Annotated in this window: 12 protein-coding genes; 4 read left to right on the forward strand and 8 right to left on the reverse strand. The window is 59.6% G+C overall.

Going from position 1 to position 16,467, the window contains the following annotated elements; all coding sequences use genetic code 11:
* Nucleotides 1-59: 59 nt before the first annotated feature.
* Together EAH78_RS13275 and EAH78_RS13280 are read left to right on the forward strand one after the other, a co-directional pair.
* Nucleotides 60-1,181 carry an HlyD family secretion protein gene (locus EAH78_RS13275; RefSeq protein ID WP_140667927.1) on the forward strand — a complete coding sequence of 374 codons (1,122 nt, stop codon included), beginning with the start codon at nt 60-62 and terminating at the stop codon, nt 1,179-1,181.
* On the forward strand, nt 1,178-2,770 hold the full coding sequence (locus tag EAH78_RS13280; protein ID WP_140667928.1) for a DHA2 family efflux MFS transporter permease subunit: 1,593 nt from the start codon (nt 1,178-1,180) through the stop codon (nt 2,768-2,770). The genes EAH78_RS13275 and EAH78_RS13280 overlap by 4 nt, the downstream gene beginning before the upstream one ends.
* Here EAH78_RS13280 and EAH78_RS13285 read toward each other — a convergent pair whose 3' ends face one another.
* The 3 genes from EAH78_RS13285 to EAH78_RS13295 all read right to left on the reverse strand — a co-directional run bounded on the left by EAH78_RS13285 (nt 2,771) and on the right by EAH78_RS13295 (nt 5,957).
* On the reverse strand, nt 2,771-3,211 hold the full coding sequence (locus EAH78_RS13285; protein WP_140667929.1) for a carboxymuconolactone decarboxylase family protein: 441 nt from the start codon (nt 3,209-3,211) through the stop codon (nt 2,771-2,773).
* Nucleotides 3,212-3,451: 240 nt separating this feature from the next.
* Nucleotides 3,452-4,894 carry a mechanosensitive ion channel family protein gene (locus tag EAH78_RS13290; RefSeq protein WP_140667930.1) on the reverse strand — a complete coding sequence of 481 codons (1,443 nt, stop codon included), beginning with the start codon at nt 4,892-4,894 and terminating at the stop codon, nt 3,452-3,454.
* Nucleotides 4,895-5,090: 196 nt separating this feature from the next.
* Nucleotides 5,091-5,957 carry a pirin family protein gene (locus EAH78_RS13295; RefSeq protein WP_140667931.1) on the reverse strand — a complete coding sequence of 289 codons (867 nt, stop codon included), beginning with the start codon at nt 5,955-5,957 and terminating at the stop codon, nt 5,091-5,093.
* A 104-nt stretch (nt 5,958-6,061) separates the two neighbouring features.
* Here EAH78_RS13295 and EAH78_RS32705 point away from each other — a divergent pair, with 104 nt between their 5' ends.
* Both EAH78_RS32705 and dkgB read left to right on the forward strand, forming a co-directional pair.
* A complete protein-coding gene (locus EAH78_RS32705; RefSeq protein WP_275671711.1) occupies nt 6,062-6,217 on the forward strand; it encodes a PaaI family thioesterase in 156 nt (51 codons plus the stop codon).
* A 257-nt stretch (nt 6,218-6,474) separates the two neighbouring features.
* Complete coding sequence (dkgB, locus tag EAH78_RS13305; protein WP_140667932.1) at nt 6,475-7,278, forward strand: 2,5-didehydrogluconate reductase DkgB; 804 nt, start codon at nt 6,475-6,477, stop codon at nt 7,276-7,278.
* Nucleotides 7,279-7,281: 3 nt separating this feature from the next.
* Here the strand turns inward: dkgB and EAH78_RS13310 are convergent, their stop codons facing one another.
* The 5 genes from EAH78_RS13310 to EAH78_RS13335 all read right to left on the reverse strand — a co-directional run bounded on the left by EAH78_RS13310 (nt 7,282) and on the right by EAH78_RS13335 (nt 16,413).
* Nucleotides 7,282-10,446, reverse strand: a complete 3,165-nt coding sequence (locus EAH78_RS13310) for a transporter substrate-binding domain-containing protein (protein ID WP_240051879.1) — start codon at nt 10,444-10,446, stop codon at nt 7,282-7,284.
* A gap of 60 nt (nt 10,447-10,506) precedes the next feature.
* Nucleotides 10,507-11,127, reverse strand: coding sequence for a response regulator transcription factor (locus tag EAH78_RS13315; protein WP_140667933.1), 621 nt, complete (start codon nt 11,125-11,127; stop codon nt 10,507-10,509).
* Between the two features lie 153 nt (nt 11,128-11,280).
* A complete protein-coding gene (locus EAH78_RS13320; RefSeq protein WP_140667934.1) occupies nt 11,281-11,709 on the reverse strand; it encodes a response regulator in 429 nt (142 codons plus the stop codon).
* Nucleotides 11,710-11,875: 166 nt separating this feature from the next.
* On the reverse strand, nt 11,876-14,578 hold the full coding sequence (gene mgtA / locus EAH78_RS13325; RefSeq protein WP_140667935.1) for a magnesium-translocating P-type ATPase: 2,703 nt from the start codon (nt 14,576-14,578) through the stop codon (nt 11,876-11,878).
* A 497-nt stretch (nt 14,579-15,075) separates the two neighbouring features.
* The gene (locus EAH78_RS13335) at nt 15,076-16,413 is read right to left on the reverse strand and encodes a lysine N(6)-hydroxylase/L-ornithine N(5)-oxygenase family protein (protein WP_140667937.1); all 1,338 of its coding nucleotides are present in this window, start codon (nt 16,411-16,413) and stop codon (nt 15,076-15,078) included.
* Nucleotides 16,414-16,467 lie beyond the last annotated feature (54 nt).

Raw genomic sequence — 16,467 nt, forward strand, 5'->3', positions numbered from 1 at the left:
AATATTACATGCGTCATATTACCAGCGTAATAAACAGCCGTTTCCTACAGGTAAACCCCATGACCAGCATGCCCAGCCTCGAATCCGACCTTGCTGTCCCGGTGAGCACACCCAAGTCTCCCCTGCTCAAACGGTTGATCCTGCTGACGGCCGTCATCGCGGCCCTGGTGTTTGCCGGCCTGTACGCGACGCATTGGTGGACGGCCGGGCGTTTCATCGAAGAAACCGACGATGCCTACATCGGCGGCGACGTCACGGTGATCGGCCCGAAAGTCGCCGGGTACATCGAAGAAGTGCTGGTGACCGACAACCAGGCAGTCAAGGCCGGCGATGTGCTGATTCGCCTCGACGCCCGCGACTACCGCGCCAATCTCGCCAAGGCTGAAGGCGCAGTCGCCGCCGAAGAAGCCTTGCTGGCCAACCTCGACGCCACCGAACAATTGCAGTACGCAGTGATCGGCCAGGCACGTGCCGGGATCGATGCTGCAGGCGCGGAAACCTCCCGCTCCCGGGATGACAATGCCCGCTACAAAAAACTGGTTAGCACCAATGCGGTCTCGGTGGAAAGCGCTCAGCGCGCTGATGCTACGTTCAAAACCGCTCAAGCAATCAGCTCGCGGGCCCAGGCCGAGTTGTTGGCCGCGCAACGTCAATTGAACGTGATCGACACCCAGAAACAGCAAGCCCGCGCCGCGCTGATGCAGGCCCGGGCCGAACGGGATCTGGCGCAATTGAATGTCGGCTACACCGAACTCAAGGCGCCGGTGGATGGCGTGATCGGCAATCGCCGGGCACGAGTCGGCGCGTACGCGCAGGCCGGTTCGCAGTTGCTGTCGGTGGTGCCGTCCAGCGGTTTATGGGTCGATGCCAACTTCAAGGAAGATCAGCTGGCGCGGATGATTCCGGGCCAACGCGTGGTCATCCATGCGGACGTGCTGTCCGGGCAGGAGTTCCACGGGCATCTGGGCAGCCTCGCACCGGCCAGTGGCTCGCAGTTCAGCGTATTGCCACCGGAAAACGCCACGGGCAACTTCACCAAGATCGTCCAGCGAGTGCCAGTGCGCATCATCCTCGATCCGGCCGACGGCGTGCTCGGCCACCTTCGCCCAGGCCTGTCGGTGACGGCTGAAGTCGACACCCGCAAAAGCGCTGAAATTCCGGCCGTGGCCAGCGCACCATGAGCCGCGCGCTCGCCGTCCCTGCGCAACCGTTCAATCCGGCCGACATGGCGACGGCGACCAAGGTGTTCGCCTTCGCCAGCATGTGTATCGGCATGTTCATTGCGCTGCTGGATATCCAGATCGTTTCGGCTTCGTTGCGTGACATCGGTGGCGGGCTCTCGGCCGGCACCGACGAAACGGCGTGGGTGCAGACCAGTTACCTGATTGCCGAGATCATCGTGATTCCACTGTCGGGTTGGCTGTCACGGGTGTTTTCGACCCGCTGGCTGTTCTGCGCATCAGCGGTCGGTTTTACCTTGGCCAGCCTGCTCTGCGGCGCGGCCTGGAACATCCAGAGCATGATCGCCTTCCGCGCGCTGCAAGGTTTTCTCGGCGGCTCGATGATCCCGCTGGTGTTCACCACGGCGTTCTTTTTCTTCACCGGCAAACAACGGGTGATTGCCGCCGCAACCATCGGCGCGGTGGCTTCGCTGGCACCGACGCTGGGGCCGGTGATCGGCGGCTGGATCACCGATATTTCGTCCTGGCACTGGCTGTTCTACATCAACCTGGTGCCGGGGATTTTCGTCGCCGTGGCCGTGCCGATGCTGGTGAAAATCGACCAGCCGGAATTGTCGCTGCTTAAGGGCGCCGACTACCTGAGCATGGTGTTCATGGCGCTGTTTCTCGGTTGCCTGGAATACACCCTCGAAGAAGGCCCACGCTGGAACTGGTTCAGCGACAGCACCATTCTCACCACCGCCTGGATCAGCGGCCTCGCCGGACTGGCCTTCATCGGCCGGACCTTGCACGTCGCCAACCCGATCGTCGACTTGCGCGCCTTGAAAGACCGCAACTTCGCCCTCGGCTGTTTCTTCTCGTTCGTTACCGGGATCGGCCTGTTCGCCACCATTTATCTGACTCCGCTGTTTCTCGGCCGGGTGCGTGGCTACAGCGCGCTGGACATTGGACTGGCGGTTTTTTCCACCGGGGTGTTCCAGATCATGGCGATTCCGCTGTACGCCTTTCTGGCCAACCGCGTCGATCTGCGCTGGATCATGATGACCGGCCTGGGGCTGTTCGCGTTGTCGATGTGGGATTTCAGCCCGATCACCCATGACTGGGGGGCCAGAGAGTTGATGCTGCCGCAGGCGTTGCGCGGGATTGCCCAGCAACTGGCGGTGCCACCAGCCGTGACGTTGACCTTAGGGGGGCTGGCGCCAGCGCGGCTCAAACATGCGTCGGGGTTGTTCAATCTGATGCGCAACCTGGGCGGCGCCATCGGCATTGCCGCCTGTGCGACCATCCTCAACGACCGCACCAACCTGCATTTCACCCGGCTGGCGGAACACCTGAACAGTACCAACGAAGCGCTGAACCAGTGGCTGTCGCAGGTCGGCAACAACTTCGCCACCCTCGGCCAGAGCGGTGACACGAGCGTCACCGCCAGCCTGCATCAGCTATGGCTGTTGACCTACCGCGAAGCCCAGACACAAACCTATGGCGACGCGTTTTTAATGATTATGGTCTGCTTCATCATCGCCACGGCGATGGTGCCCTTGATGCGCAAGGTGCAACCACCGGCCGCGCCGTCAGCGGATGCTCACTGATCAGGCTTGAGGCATTTTGCGGAAACCTATCGCCAAGCGGTTCCAGGCGTTGATGGTGGTAATGGCCACGGTCAGGTCGACCATTTCCTTGGGGCTGAACTCGGAAACCGCCAGTTCATAATCTTCGTCCGAGGCGTGAGTCTGGCTCACCAGCGTCACGGATTCGGTCCAGGCCAGCGCCGCACGTTCACGCGGGGTGAAGAACGGCGTTTCGCGCCAGGCCGACAACGTCGCCAGACGACGCTCGTCTTCACCGCCCTTGCGGGCATCGGCGCTGTGCATGTCGAGGCAGAAGGCGCAGCCGTTGATTTGCGAGGTGCGCAGCTTGACCAGTTCGATCAGGTTCTTTTCCAGCGGCAGCTTCGACACCGCGGTTTCCAGGGCGATCATGGCTTTGAGCGCATCAGGGGAAGCGGTGTAGAAATCGATACGAGGTTTCATGGTGGACTCCGGTAGCAAGTGGGGGTGGAGCTAAGTTAGCCCCGCTGGCCCTTCTGACAAATAGCCAATATTCCAGAAGTCGAGGAGGCCATTGGAGACCAATGAAAAATCAGCCGAGTCTGAAATGGCCATCGCGAGCAGGCTCACTCCTACAGTGACCGTATTCCTTCTGAAGAAACCCGATCAACTGTGGGAGTGAGCCTGCTCGCGATCCGCGCAGCGGCCATCCACCGCAGTCCTCTAAGCCCTATTGCGCAACCACTGCAAAAAGCCCTTGCGCGCCACCACCTTCGGCACTTCCTGAGTCAACGTCTGCGCCTTGTTCAAGCGGAAATCCAGCAGCGCCTTCATCGACTCGCCAATGTCATGCCGCGCATCCAGGCACGGTTTGAGGTAGTCCTTCTCGATTCGGTACAAGCTGCAAGCGGTTTTGGCGATGAAGTCTGCCGGCATCGCGGTATCCTGCAAGATACCGCCTTCGCCGATCACCTCGCCCGGCCCCATGCGCCCCGACTCGAACTTGACCCCGGCACGGCTCAATTCCACCGTGACCACGCCGGATTCGATGATGAACAAATGATCGCTGACCTCCCCCGCCGGCAGGATCATGTCGCCGGCACGGAAGGTCTGCAGGGTCATGTTCTGGCTGAAGGTCTCTTTCTCATCCTGCCGCAGGGTCGAGAAAATCGCCGAGCTTTCCAGCAAGGCCCTTGGCCGCGACAGGCCGGCTGGCAGATTCGATTCGACGGTCGACAACAGGCTGACACCCGCCGCCTGCAAATGCCGATAAGACAGATCGAACAGCAGATTGCGCACCATGCGCTTCTGATCCATCGAGACCACGAAACCGCTGATTTCGTATTCCACGCCCGCGGCACTGGAACCTTTGAGGGCGACGCACGGTGCCGGTTTTGGCAGCAAATGGCGGCAGCCCTGCATCGCCCGTTCGAGCGCGTCGATCACTGTTTGCGGGCGCGCGTGCGGGCTCAGTTGCAGGCTGATCGACACGCCAAAAATGTCGCTCGGCCGGCTGAAGTTGATGATCTTGGCCTTGGCCGCCAGGGAGTTGGGAATCACCGCCATGCTGCCTTGGGCGGTTTGCATGCGCGTGGCGCGCCAATCGATGTCGGTGACCCGGCCTTCGGTGCCGTCGATGGAGATCCAGTCATCCAGCTGATAGGGTTTGGTGGTGTTCAGAACGATCCCGGAGAACACGTCGCTGAGGGTGCTTTGCAAGGCCAGGCCGACGATGATCGCCAAGGCGCCGGACGTGGCCAGCACGCCTTTGACCGGCAGGTCGAGCACGTACGCCAGCGCCGCGATGATCGCGATCAGGAAGATCACCGCGCCGAGCAAATCCTGAAGCAGCCGCCCGGTGTGCCCCACACGCTGCATCATCACCGCGCCGATCAGCACCGTCAGGGTCCGCGCACCAAACAGCCACCAGCCAATCTGCAAACCGGTGGCCGCCAGGTGCAGCGGCACGTTGTCTGCCCACGGAGCGACCTCCAGTGGGTTCAAGCCTTCATTGAACAGCAGGACGCTGAACAACGAGAAAATCACCAGCCGGACCAGCAGTTTCCAGTTGCTGCCGCTGGCGCTGATCAAACGCCACAGCCCCAGATCGACCACGATCAGGACCAGGGCGCAGACCAAAGGATGATTGGTGAAAAAAGACAGCATCGAACAACTCCAACGAAGGCCAATGGCGCGAAGATCTCACACATTGGGCACAGTGTAGGAGGGTTTCATGCAAAACAAATATGGGAGCGGGCTTGCTCGCGAAAGCGCAGTGTCAATCGGCACAAATGGTGACTGATCCACCGCTTTCGCGAGCAAGCCCGCTCCCACATTTACTGAGGTATTACACCCAATCGGGTTAACCGTGCATCCGGCCAAAACGACCGGACTGGAAGTCGACGAACGCCTGGTGAATCTCTTGTTCGGTGTTCATCACGAACGGGCCGTGACCGACAATCGGCTCGTCGATCGGCTCACCGCTGAGCAACAGCACCACCGCGTCCTCGCTGGCTTCGAGGGTCATCTGATCGCCCTTGCGATCGAACAGGGCCAACTGACCTTCGCCTACCGACTCCTGGCCATTGACCTGAACCGTGCCACGCAACATCACCAACGCCGTGTTGCGACCTTCGTGCAAGTCCAGGGTCAGCAGCTTGCCGCCCTTGAGACGCAGGTCCCAGACGTCAATCGGGGTGAACGTGCGCGCCGGGCCGGAGTGTCCGTCGAACTCACCGGCGATCAAGCGCAGGCTGCCGGCCTGGTCCTTGAGCGCGATGTTCGGGATGTCGCCATCGAGAATCGTCTGGTAACCGGCATCGGCCATTTTGTCCTTGGCCGGCAGGTTGACCCACAACTGCACCATTTCCAGGGTGCCGCCGGACTTGGCAAAACCTTCGGAGTGAAACTCCTCATGCACAATCCCCGAAGCAGCGGTCATCCACTGCACATCGCCCGGGCCGATCGTGCCGCCACTGCCGGTGGAATCGCGGTGTTCCACTTCTCCTTTGTAAACGATGGTCACGGTTTCGAACCCACGGTGCGGATGCTCGCCCACGCCGCGTCGTTCGCTGGTCGGGGTGAACTCGGCAGGGCCGGCATGATCCAGCAGCAGGAACGGGCTGATGTGCTTGGCCAGGTTGTCGTAGGAAAACAGCGTACGAACCGGAAAACCGTCGCCGACCCAATGAGTGCGTGGACTGGTGTAGATACCGATGATGTTCTTCATGGTGTCTCCTGATGAGGTGAATGTCGCCATGAACTGAGCTTAAAACCGAACCCATTGAGGCACTAGATGGCAAAAATCAGTTTTAGCGTTCTACCTGGAGAACGATGACGGTGGCGCCCCCATCCTGGGTGCGCGCCGAAGGCAAGATCGTACATTTGGGGCGTTCGACAGCGCTGGCCGAGGGGCGGATTTATGATGTGGATGGACGGCTGTATGCCACAGGGTCGACGACTTGCATGATTCTTGAGGCTCGCGGGTAAGGCGTTGGGCCGAGTCGCGTCCTTCGCGAGCAAGCCCGCTCCCACATTAGATCGAAGGTGTTCACAAGTTTTGTGTTCGAAGGAGATCTCATGTGGGAGCGGGCTTGCTCGCGAAGGCGCCAGACCAGACACCCAAAGTTCAAGTAATGCACGGATTCATGACTTGCGGTAAACAGTGCTTTGCCCATCCAGCGGTTTTTCCCAAGGATCGCACCGGGGATACTCCTGCCATTCCCACTGCCCCCCTGGAGTCACTGATGTCTATTCCTCCGTTCGGTCTCGGTACGTTTCGCCTGCAAGGTCAGGTGGTCATCGATTCGGTGAGCACTGGCCTGGCGCTGGGCTACCGGGTAATCGACACCGCGCAAATCTACGAAAACGAAGCCGACGTCGGCCACGCCATCGCCACCAGCGGTATCGCCCGTGAAGAACTGTTCATCACCAGCAAAATCTGGGTCGCGAACTTCGCCAAGGACCGTTTGATCGACAGTCTCAAAGAGAGCCTGCGCAAACTGCAAACCGACTACCTGGACTTGACGCTGATCCACTGGCCCTCCCCCGAGGACCAGGTGCCGGTCGAGGAATTCATGGGCGCGCTGCTTGAAGCCAAACAGTTGGGTCTGACCCGGCAGATCGGTGTCTCCAACTTCACCGTCGACCTGATGAAACAGGCCATCGCCGCCGTCGGTGCCGACCACATCGCCACCAACCAGATCGAACTGCACCCTTATCTGCAAAATCGCACAGTCGTCGAATTCGCTCAAACCCAGGGCATCCAGATCACGTCGTACATGACCCTGGCCTATGGCGAAGTGCTCAAAGACCCGATCATCCAGCAGATCGCCGAGCGCCTTCAGGCCACCGCCGCGCAAGTCACGCTGGCGTGGGCCATGCAGTCGGGTTACGCGGTGATCCCTTCTTCCACCCAACGTGCCAACCTGCAAAGCAACCTGAAAGCCTGCGACCTGACCTTGAGCGACGCCGACATGACATTGATCGCCGGCCTTGATCGTGGCCAGCGGCTGACCAGCCCTAAAGGCATCGCGCCGCAGTGGGATTAAGCCTCAGCCGCGTGAGAGGCTTTGGTCCAGTCGGGTCATGGCTTGCTGCAATTGATTGACGGCTTCATCGATCATCACCGCACGCCCCTGCGCGCAAGCGCGCTCAAGTTGCTCGCAGCATTCGACCAATCGCTGCGCACGGACCATCCGCGCGCTGCCCTTGATACGGTGCGCCAGTTCCTGAAGACGCGGGTGATCGTCGCCCGCGTGGGCTTGCAGCAGATGATTGAGGTCTTCGTGGTTGGACTTGGCCAATTCGCGCAGCAACTGATTGATCAGCGTCCGGTCTTCGCCGACGTAAAGCTCCAGGCCGGTCAAGTCCATCTCCAGACTGGCTTGCGTATCGGCCGGCAGGGCGATTGGCTCACCGCCAAACTGCGAGGCCAGCCAGGCGCTCAAATCCGCCAGCAGAATGGGTTTGAACAAGCAGTCGTCCATGCCCGCTTCCATGCACCGAATCCTTTCTTCAGGTTGCGCGTTGGCGGTAAATCCCAGAATCAGCGTGGGCGGCAATCCATAGGCACGCTCTTCATCACGAATCGCCCCTGCCAACTCATAACCACTGAACCGAGGCATGTTGCAGTCGCTGATGACCACATCGGATTCGTGGCCGCGCCACAACTCAAGCGCTTGCAGGCCATCTTCGGCCTCCATGACCCGGTGCCCCAGATAGCTTAGTTGGCGCGTCAGCAACAAGCGATTGGCCGGGTAATCATCAACCACCAAAATCCTCAGGGGGCGGGTGCATAGCGCCAATCCACTGTCCATCGCCTCGCCGGCTGGCAAGGCTTTCAACGCCACCAATGACAGACTGATGTCCGCCCGGGTGCCCCGCCCCAGGACACTGTCGAGCGCCAGCCTTCCGCCCATCATTTCGCACAGGGTACGGCTGATCACCAGCCCCAGCCCAGAGCCTTTGCGTCCCGACTGTAGATTGTTGCCGGCCTGGACGAACGGGCTGAACAATCGCTGCAGATCAACCGCGCTGATACCAATGCCGCTGTCGTCGATGTGTACCGCCACAGCCAGATGACCTGAAATCCCCGGCACCACCCGCAGCGTCAGGCTCACTTCACCTGCCTGAGTAAACTTGATTGCGTTGCTCAACAGATTGGACAGCACCTGCTTCAAACGCGTGGGGTCAATCAACACGTCACGGTCACTGCGTTCATCCAGATCAACCCGCCATGCCAGACCTTTTTCCCGCGCCAGACCTTCGAACACCCGGCACACCGAGGCCACCAGCGCATGCAAATTCACACGTTCAGGCACCAGCGACAGATGCCCGGATTCAATGCGGGCGATGTCCAGGATATCGCCGATCAGTGCCAACAACTGCTGCGCGGCTGCGGACGCCACTTCCAGAGCTGAACGATCGGCGATGCCCTCTTCCGCGCGCATCCCGGCCATTTCGAGCATGCCAATCAAGGCGTTCATCGGCGTACGAATTTCGTGGCTCATGGTCGCCAGAAACGTGGTTTTCGCACGATTGGCATCGTCGGCCGCGTCTTTGGCATCTTGCAATTGCTGCAACCATTGTTGGCGCTGGCGGATCTGCCGACGTTGCCAGACGATCCAGCCCACCGCCAGCAAAAGCAACACGGCGGCAGCGGCGAACCCCTGCAAGATAACCGGTCGGTGACGCAACCAGTAGCTGTCATCCACTACCACATCATTTCCCCAACGGGTGACCAAACCGTCCATTTCATCAGGCGAAATACTCAGCAACGCCTTGTTCAAGATCGATTGCAACTCCGGGTCTCCACCGCCCGTTGCCATCGCGATGCGCGCCGGTTCGTCACCCACGGTACTACTGATCCGTAAGCGTCCCGGGTAATACCGGGCGATCAGATATCGGGTCATGAACAATGAACTGACGGCCGCGGCGGCTTGTCCGTTCATGACTAACTCCATCCCCTGCGCCGGGTTTTCAACATCCACCATGCGCACCCCAGGCACTCGCGCCTGAATGAAGGCGCGCACCGGGTGGCTGTGGTAAATCGCCAGGCGTTTACCGGCCAGTTCGTCCAGTGTCTTGGGGCTATCGGGTGTGATTGCGCTGACGAGCATGTACGGATTGGTCAGATAGGGGCTGGTAAAGTGCAGGTCGGCGACACCTTCGGTGGCCGGGATGATGGCAGGTATGACGTCGATCTCGCCCGCCTTGAGTCGCTGAACCTGTTGATCAAGGGATCGCCCCCGCAGCACCTTGAAGTTCAAACCGCTGCGCTGGCTGATCAGCGACAGCAATTGCGCGGTCAACCCGCTGAATTGTCCCTCGGCATTGAAGAACGTCAGAGGCGCGAAGTTCTCGACCACCCCGATAGTGACCTGTGGATGACGCTCCAGCCACTGCTGCTCACTGGCGCTCAGATTGACCCGCGACTGACCCAGCGTGTTGACCCTGCCGGCGCTCCAGCGCTGTTCGATGAGCGCGCGCTGTTTCATCGGGATCGCCGCCAGGGCCTTGTCGATGATGGCCTTGAGCGGCAGGTTGTCCCGCGCCAGGGCAAAGCCGAACGGATTGGCGTCGAGACCGGACGGTCCCACCAACTGCACGTCATTGGGGTAGTTATTGTTGATCAGGTAATTGGCGCTGATGAGGTCCCCGAGGTACACGTCATCTTGCCCATACGCTACCGCGCCCAGCGCATCGAGTGCCGATGGATAACGCTGCAGGCTGGCCTCGGGATAAAACGTTTCGACCGTCTGCGCCGGCAAATAGTCATCGACCATGGCAATGCGTTTGCCCGCAAGATCCTCGGGCATGCGCTCGTCCAGTCGGGTAACCAGCATGGGTTGATCTTCAGCGTAGGGCCTGGACAGGACCAACTCAGGGTCGGCCGCTTCGAAACTGTTCGAGGTTCCCAATAGATCAAGCGCGCCGTATTTCAAAGCCTCCATGGCCGCGTCCCGCGCGTTATAACGCTGCACTTCAATCGGAACGTTCAATAATTGCGCGATCAGTTGCGCGTAATCAGCGGTGATGCCTTCCAGCTCATCCACGCTGCGCGTCACTTCGAAGGGCGGATAATCAGCGCCACTCACCCCGAGGCGCAAGACACTCTTGTTGCGCAGCCATTGCCGGTCATTTTCATTCAAATGGACCTCGTAACCCTCCACCGTGGAACGTCCCAGCAGCTGCAAGGACTTCGTCTCCCCAGCCATGGTCGACTGCGCCAAACACATTAACATTGCGCACATCAGGATACGCACGTTCAGACGCCTTCATATCAAGTGGTTGCGGAGGGCGAAGTCGCGCAGGTGCACGGCCGACTGTACGCCGAGTTTTTCGATCAAACGGGTCTTGTAGGTGCTGACGGTCTTGTGACTCAAGTACAGCTTCTCGGCGATGACCTTGTTTGCGTCACCCTTGGCCAGGCATTGGAGGATGGTCAATTCGCGGTTGGAGAGATGGTCGATCATTTGTTTTTCGCTTTGCTGCATCGCGTCCATCGATGCGCTGGGCAGTTGGGCGAAATAGGTGTACCCGGCCATCAGTGCCTGTATGGCCTTGTGCAACTGACTCAGGTCGTTGGTCTTGGAGACGTACGCCAAAGCACCGGAGCGCATGCAACGCTCTTGAAAAAACAATTCGTCAAGGGACGTGAATACCAGCACCGCACACGACAAGTTGCTGGTTTTGATTCGCTCGAGTACATCCAGCCCGCTACCACCGGACATCATCAGATCCAGAATCACCAGTAAAGGCGTGTGTTCACGCAGGATCGCTGACGCTTGCCCGACATTGCATGCTTCATAAATCCGTTTGAAACCTTCCTGTGCAAGCACCAGTTTGACTGCGGCGCGAACCACCGGATGATCCTCCACAATCAGCGCTGACCTCATGAAAACTTCCTGTGCAAAAAATCGACGATGACGCCACGGATGCCCGTCGGAAAAGGCCCGAGTGCACGCAGAAACTGCGCGAAAACTCTTACATGGCGGAAGGATGAAAACTACCTGTCAGAAATGACAGTTCCGACGAACGGGAACTTTGGCTCAGCCCATTTTTTGCTGATAACGCATGGTCAGGTCATCATTGGCACGCACCAAGGGGTCCACGGTGGACATCAAACGCTGGATGCCCTTCAGGTCTGGAAGCACGGCAGTGCTCACCTGAATCGTCTTTTGCCCGCTGATCGACATCGGCGCGAATTGCGCGAGGGTGTCGTTGAAAACCAGGGCGTTGCGAACCTGCGGGTTGTCGAGTAAAAAACCGCGCAGGTCCAATGAACCAGCGGCCATGGCAGCATTGATGACCACCAGGTCAAACGGTTCGCAACCGTACTCGACCAGGGTCAACAGCTCTTCAAGGTGTTGAACCGGTGCCACCCGGTAATAGCCCAACTGATTGAACAGACGCTCGATCTTCATCCGCTGAAAGTGCTGCTCGTCGGCAATCAGGATTCGTAATGCTTTATTCGTCATTCCGGGGTCCGCAGGGTGACCAAAGTGAGGCGCAAGACTACGGAAGCTTGATACCGGTTTATGTAGGACTTTTCCTAAATGCTTGTTCACCCTTTCTTATATATACGAGGGTTCACGGCTGGATCCGTGCCCCCTCGGCTCAAGGATGACGTTGCAACCGGACGACTTACTGCCAGCCAAACCGGCGAATGTAGAACCCTTTCACCGCCTGCGTCAGCGCCATGTACGCCAGCAGGATCACCGGCAGAAACACGAAGTACATCGATGGCAGCGCCTGCAATTTGAAGTAGTGCGCCAGCGGCCCCATCGGCAGGAAAATGCCGACCGCCATGATGATCCCGGTCATCACCATCAACGGCATCGCCGCGCGGCTTTGCAGGAACGGGATTTTCGGGGTGCGGATCATGTGCACGATCAGCGTCTGGGTCAGCAGCCCGACCACGAACCAGCCAGACTGGAACAACGTCTGGTGGTCCGGGGTATTGGCGTCGAACACGTACCACATCAAGGCAAACGTGGTGATGTCGAAGATCGAGCTGATCGGCCCGAAGAACAGCATGAAGCGCCCGACATCCGCCGGTTGCCAGCGCTGCGGTTGCTTGAGCATTTCTTCATCGACGTTATCAAACGGGATGGCGATCTGCGAAATGTCATAGAGCAGGTTTTGCACCAGCAGGTGCATCGGCAGCATCGGCAGGAACGGGATGAACGCGCTGGCCACCAGCACCGAGAACACGTTGCCGAAGTTCGAACTGGCGGTCATCTTGATGTACTTGAGCATGTTGGCGAAAGTGCGGCGCCCTTCCAGTACGCCCTCCTCCAGCACCATCAGGCTTTTCTCCAGCAGGATGATGTCGGCCGCTTCCTTGGCGATGTCGACGGCGCTGTCCACCGAAATACCGATGTCGGCGGTGCGCAGGGCCGGGGCGTCGTTGATGCCGTCACCCATGAACCCAACCACGTGGCCGTTACCCTTGAGCAAGCGCACGATGCGCTCCTTGTGCGACGGCGTGAGTTTGGCGAAGACGTTGGTCGTCTCCACCGCTACGGCCAGTTGGGCGTCGCTCATGCGTTCGATGTCGTTGCCCATCAACAGCCCCTGCTGCTCCAGACCGACTTCGCGGCAGATCTTGGCGGTCACCAGCTCGTTGTCACCGGTCAGCACTTTTACCGCCACACCGTGCGCCGCCAGCGCTTTAAGCGCCGGTGCGGTGCTTTCCTTGGGTGGATCAAGGAACGCCACGTAACCGATCAGTGTCAGTTCCTGCTCATCGGCCAGGCTGTAAGTGTCGCGCCCTTCGATCATCGGCCGCGCAGCCACCGCAACGACTCGCAGGCCTTCGGCGTTGAACGTCGCGGTCACTTGGCGAATCCGCGCCAACAGTTCATCGCTCAGCGCCTCATCAACGACGCCGTGACGCACCCGCGTGCACACCGCCAGCACTTCCTCCACCGCGCCTTTGCAGATCAACAGATGAGCATGCTCGCGCTCGGCGACCACCACCGACATGCGCCGGCGGGTGAAGTCGAACGGGATCTCGTCAATCTTGCGAAACGCGGTGCCGACCTTGAGTTCACGGTGGACTTCCACGTGTTCCAGCACCGCCACGTCCAGCAGGTTTTTCAGGCCGGTCTGGTAGTAACTGTTGAGGTAGGCCATTTCCAGCACATCGTCGGAGTCGTTGCCCCAGACGTCGACATTGCGCGCGAGGAAGATTTTGTCCTGGGTCAGGGTGCCGGTCTTGTCGGTGCATAGCACGTCCATGGCGCCGAAGTTCTGGATCGCATCCAGGCGTTTGACGATGACTTTTTTGCGCGACAGAAATACCGCGCCTTTGGCCAAAGTCGAGGTGACGATCATGGGCAGCATTTCCGGGGTCAGGCCCACGGCAATCGACAATGCGAACAGCAGCGCCTGGGTCCAGTCGCCCTTGGTGAAACCGTTGATGAACAGCACCAGCGGCGCCATGACGAACATGAAGCGGATCAGCAGCCAGCTGACTTTGTTGACCCCGGTCTGAAACGACGTCGGCGCACGATCAGTGGCACCCACTCGCTGCGCCAGCGCACCGAAATACGTGTCGTTACCGGTAGTGATAATCACCGCCATCGCCGTGCCGGACACCACGTTGGTGCCCATGAACAGAATGTTGTCGAGGTCCAGTGGGTTGCTGGTGTCGTTGTCTTGCTGACGCGGAAACTTTTCCACCGGCATCGATTCACCGGTCATCGCCGCCTGACTGACGAACAGGTCCTTGGCGCTGAGCACCCGGCAATCGGCGGGAATCATGTCGCCGGCAGAAAGCACGATCAGATCGCCCGGCACCAATTGTTTGATCGGCAACTCGATGCGCAGTAAGTCGCGGCGCAGGACCGTCGCGGTGTTGCTCACCATCGCTTTCAGCGCATCGGCAGCCTGGTTGGATTTGGTTTCCTGCCAGAACCGCAGCAACGTCGAGAGCACCACCATGGAGAAAATCACGATGGCGGCTTTCATGTCCTCGGTCAGCCAGGAGATGACCGCGAGCAACGTCAGCAACAGGTTGAACGGGTTTTTGTAGCAGTGCCACAGGTGGGTCCACCATGGCAGTGGCTGTTCATGCTCGACCTCGTTGAGGCCGAAGCGCTCGCGCAGGGTGTCGGCCTCTTCTTCACTCAGACCATCGGTGTGCGTGCCGAGTCTTTCCAGCAATTGGCCGGTGTCGCTGTTGGCGGCGCCCACCAGGGTTTGCGCCAGCGTCGGCGGTACTTCACGGCTGACCGTGGTGTCGGTGAAGGTTTCCAGCAGCGCCAGGCGACGGAAGTGCCGGGCGATGTGGCGGGTGCGCAGGAATCCGGCGAAGAATTCCTTGAGCAGGGTCAGGTTCATGGCGTTGCCCCCAGGGTCAGCCGGGAAACCTTCGAGCAGGCGTGTCGAGTCGCTGCGATGACGACCAGGCAGGCGCCATCACACGAAAGTGTGTCGATGAGAGGACATCGGGAATCGGGCCAGGACTGGCTCGACCGGGAGGCCGCTGCTCGCTGTACGGCGAGACAACGGCACAAAAAAGCTGCGCGTTATCTTGCCGAGAAGGTGCCGGTTACTGAAACCGGCCGACTACTGTCACTCGAACAAGTACCCACTGTGGGTCTCCGCTATTGATGAAAACGCGCGACGCTTACGCCGCGATTCAGGCAGAGTAAACGAAGGAACGGTGTGTGGTGGGGGAATCGCGGGGATCTTCAGGAAGGGTTCAGCTTTCAGGTTTTGTGGTGTTCTCAAGGGCCCCTTCGCGAGCAAGCCCGCTCCCACATTAGTCCTGCGAACACAGATCAAATGTGGGAGCGGGCTTGCTCGCGAAGGCGGCCTCTCAGGCGCCAAAAATCTCAGCTGGCAGTCGCCAACAACAGATCCACCACCGAACGGCTGTGCCCACGGTTTTTGCCATGCTCATACAACGAACCGGCAATCTCATCCGCCCGAATCGGCAGGATCGACAACAGCGTGTCGCTCAACCCATGGCTCGCCTGGCAGAAGCCCTGCATATAAATGCCGGCCTTGCAGCGCTCATCAGTAATCAGTTTGTAGTTGCGATCAACTTCAAAATCACCCAGATACTGCTCCAGCGGCGCCAGCAATTTGCGGTGCATCTGCCGCTCGTAGCCGGTGGCCAATACCACGGCGTCGTATAGACGAACCGAGACTTCACCCGTGGCGTTATTGCGCACCGCCAACTCGATACCGTGCTCGGTGGCCGTGGCTTTTTCGATAGTGGTCAATGTGCGGAACGCGTGGCGTGCAATGCCCGAGACTTTCTGGCGATAGAAGATGCCGTAGATCCGTTCGATCAGGTCGATGTCCACCACCGAATAATTGGTGTTGTGGTACTCGTTGACCAGGCGCTCGCGCTCGCTGTGGGCTTGCTGGAACACCAGGTCGGTGAACTCCGGCGAGAACACTTCGTTGACGAACGGGCTGTCATCCGCCGGTTTTAACGCCGAACCGCGCAGGATCATGTCGACCTGCACCGACGGGAAGCTGTCGTTCAGATCGATGAACGCTTCCGCCGCGCTCTGCCCGCCGCCGATGATCGCGATGCTCATCGGCTGGTTGTTCACACACGGTTGCTTGGCCATTTGCGCCAGGTACTGCGAGTGGTGGAACACGCGTCCGTCATCCTTCAACGCCTTGAACGCCTCGGGAATGCGCGGCGTACCACCCGCGCTGACCACCACTGAACGGGTGGTGCGCACGTGCTGCTGGCCTTGGGCATCGCGAGAGATCACCCGCAGCGCTTCGACCTGTTGGCTGTGCAGCACCGGCTCGATGGTCAGCACTTCTTCGCCGTATCGGCTCTGGGTTTCAAATTGCGCGGCGACCCAGCGCAGGTAGTCGTTGTACTCCATGCGGCACGGATAAAAGGTGCCGAGGTTGATGAAGTCCACCAGGCGACTGTGGTGCTTGAGGTAGTTGACGAAGGAATACGGGCTGGTTGGATTGCGCAGCGTCACCAAGTCCTTGAGGAACGAAATCTGCAGTTCGCTCTGGGTCACCAGGGTGTTGCCGTGCCAGCGGTAGTCCGCCTGCTTGTCGAGAAACAGAACATCCAGCTCGCCCTGGCTTGGCCCGCGCTCTTGCAGAGCGATGGCCAGCGCCAGGTTCGAAGGGCCGAAACCGACGCCGATCAGGTCGTGAACGATGGGCGATGCAATTGCCTGTGTCATTTCCAGTGTCCTCTGGATGAACCCCTCAACAGATGGGGAGTAAGCCTAAGTGAC

Source organism: Pseudomonas arsenicoxydans (assembly GCF_006438915.1).
GTDB lineage: Bacteria > Pseudomonadota > Gammaproteobacteria > Pseudomonadales > Pseudomonadaceae > Aquipseudomonas > Aquipseudomonas arsenicoxydans_A.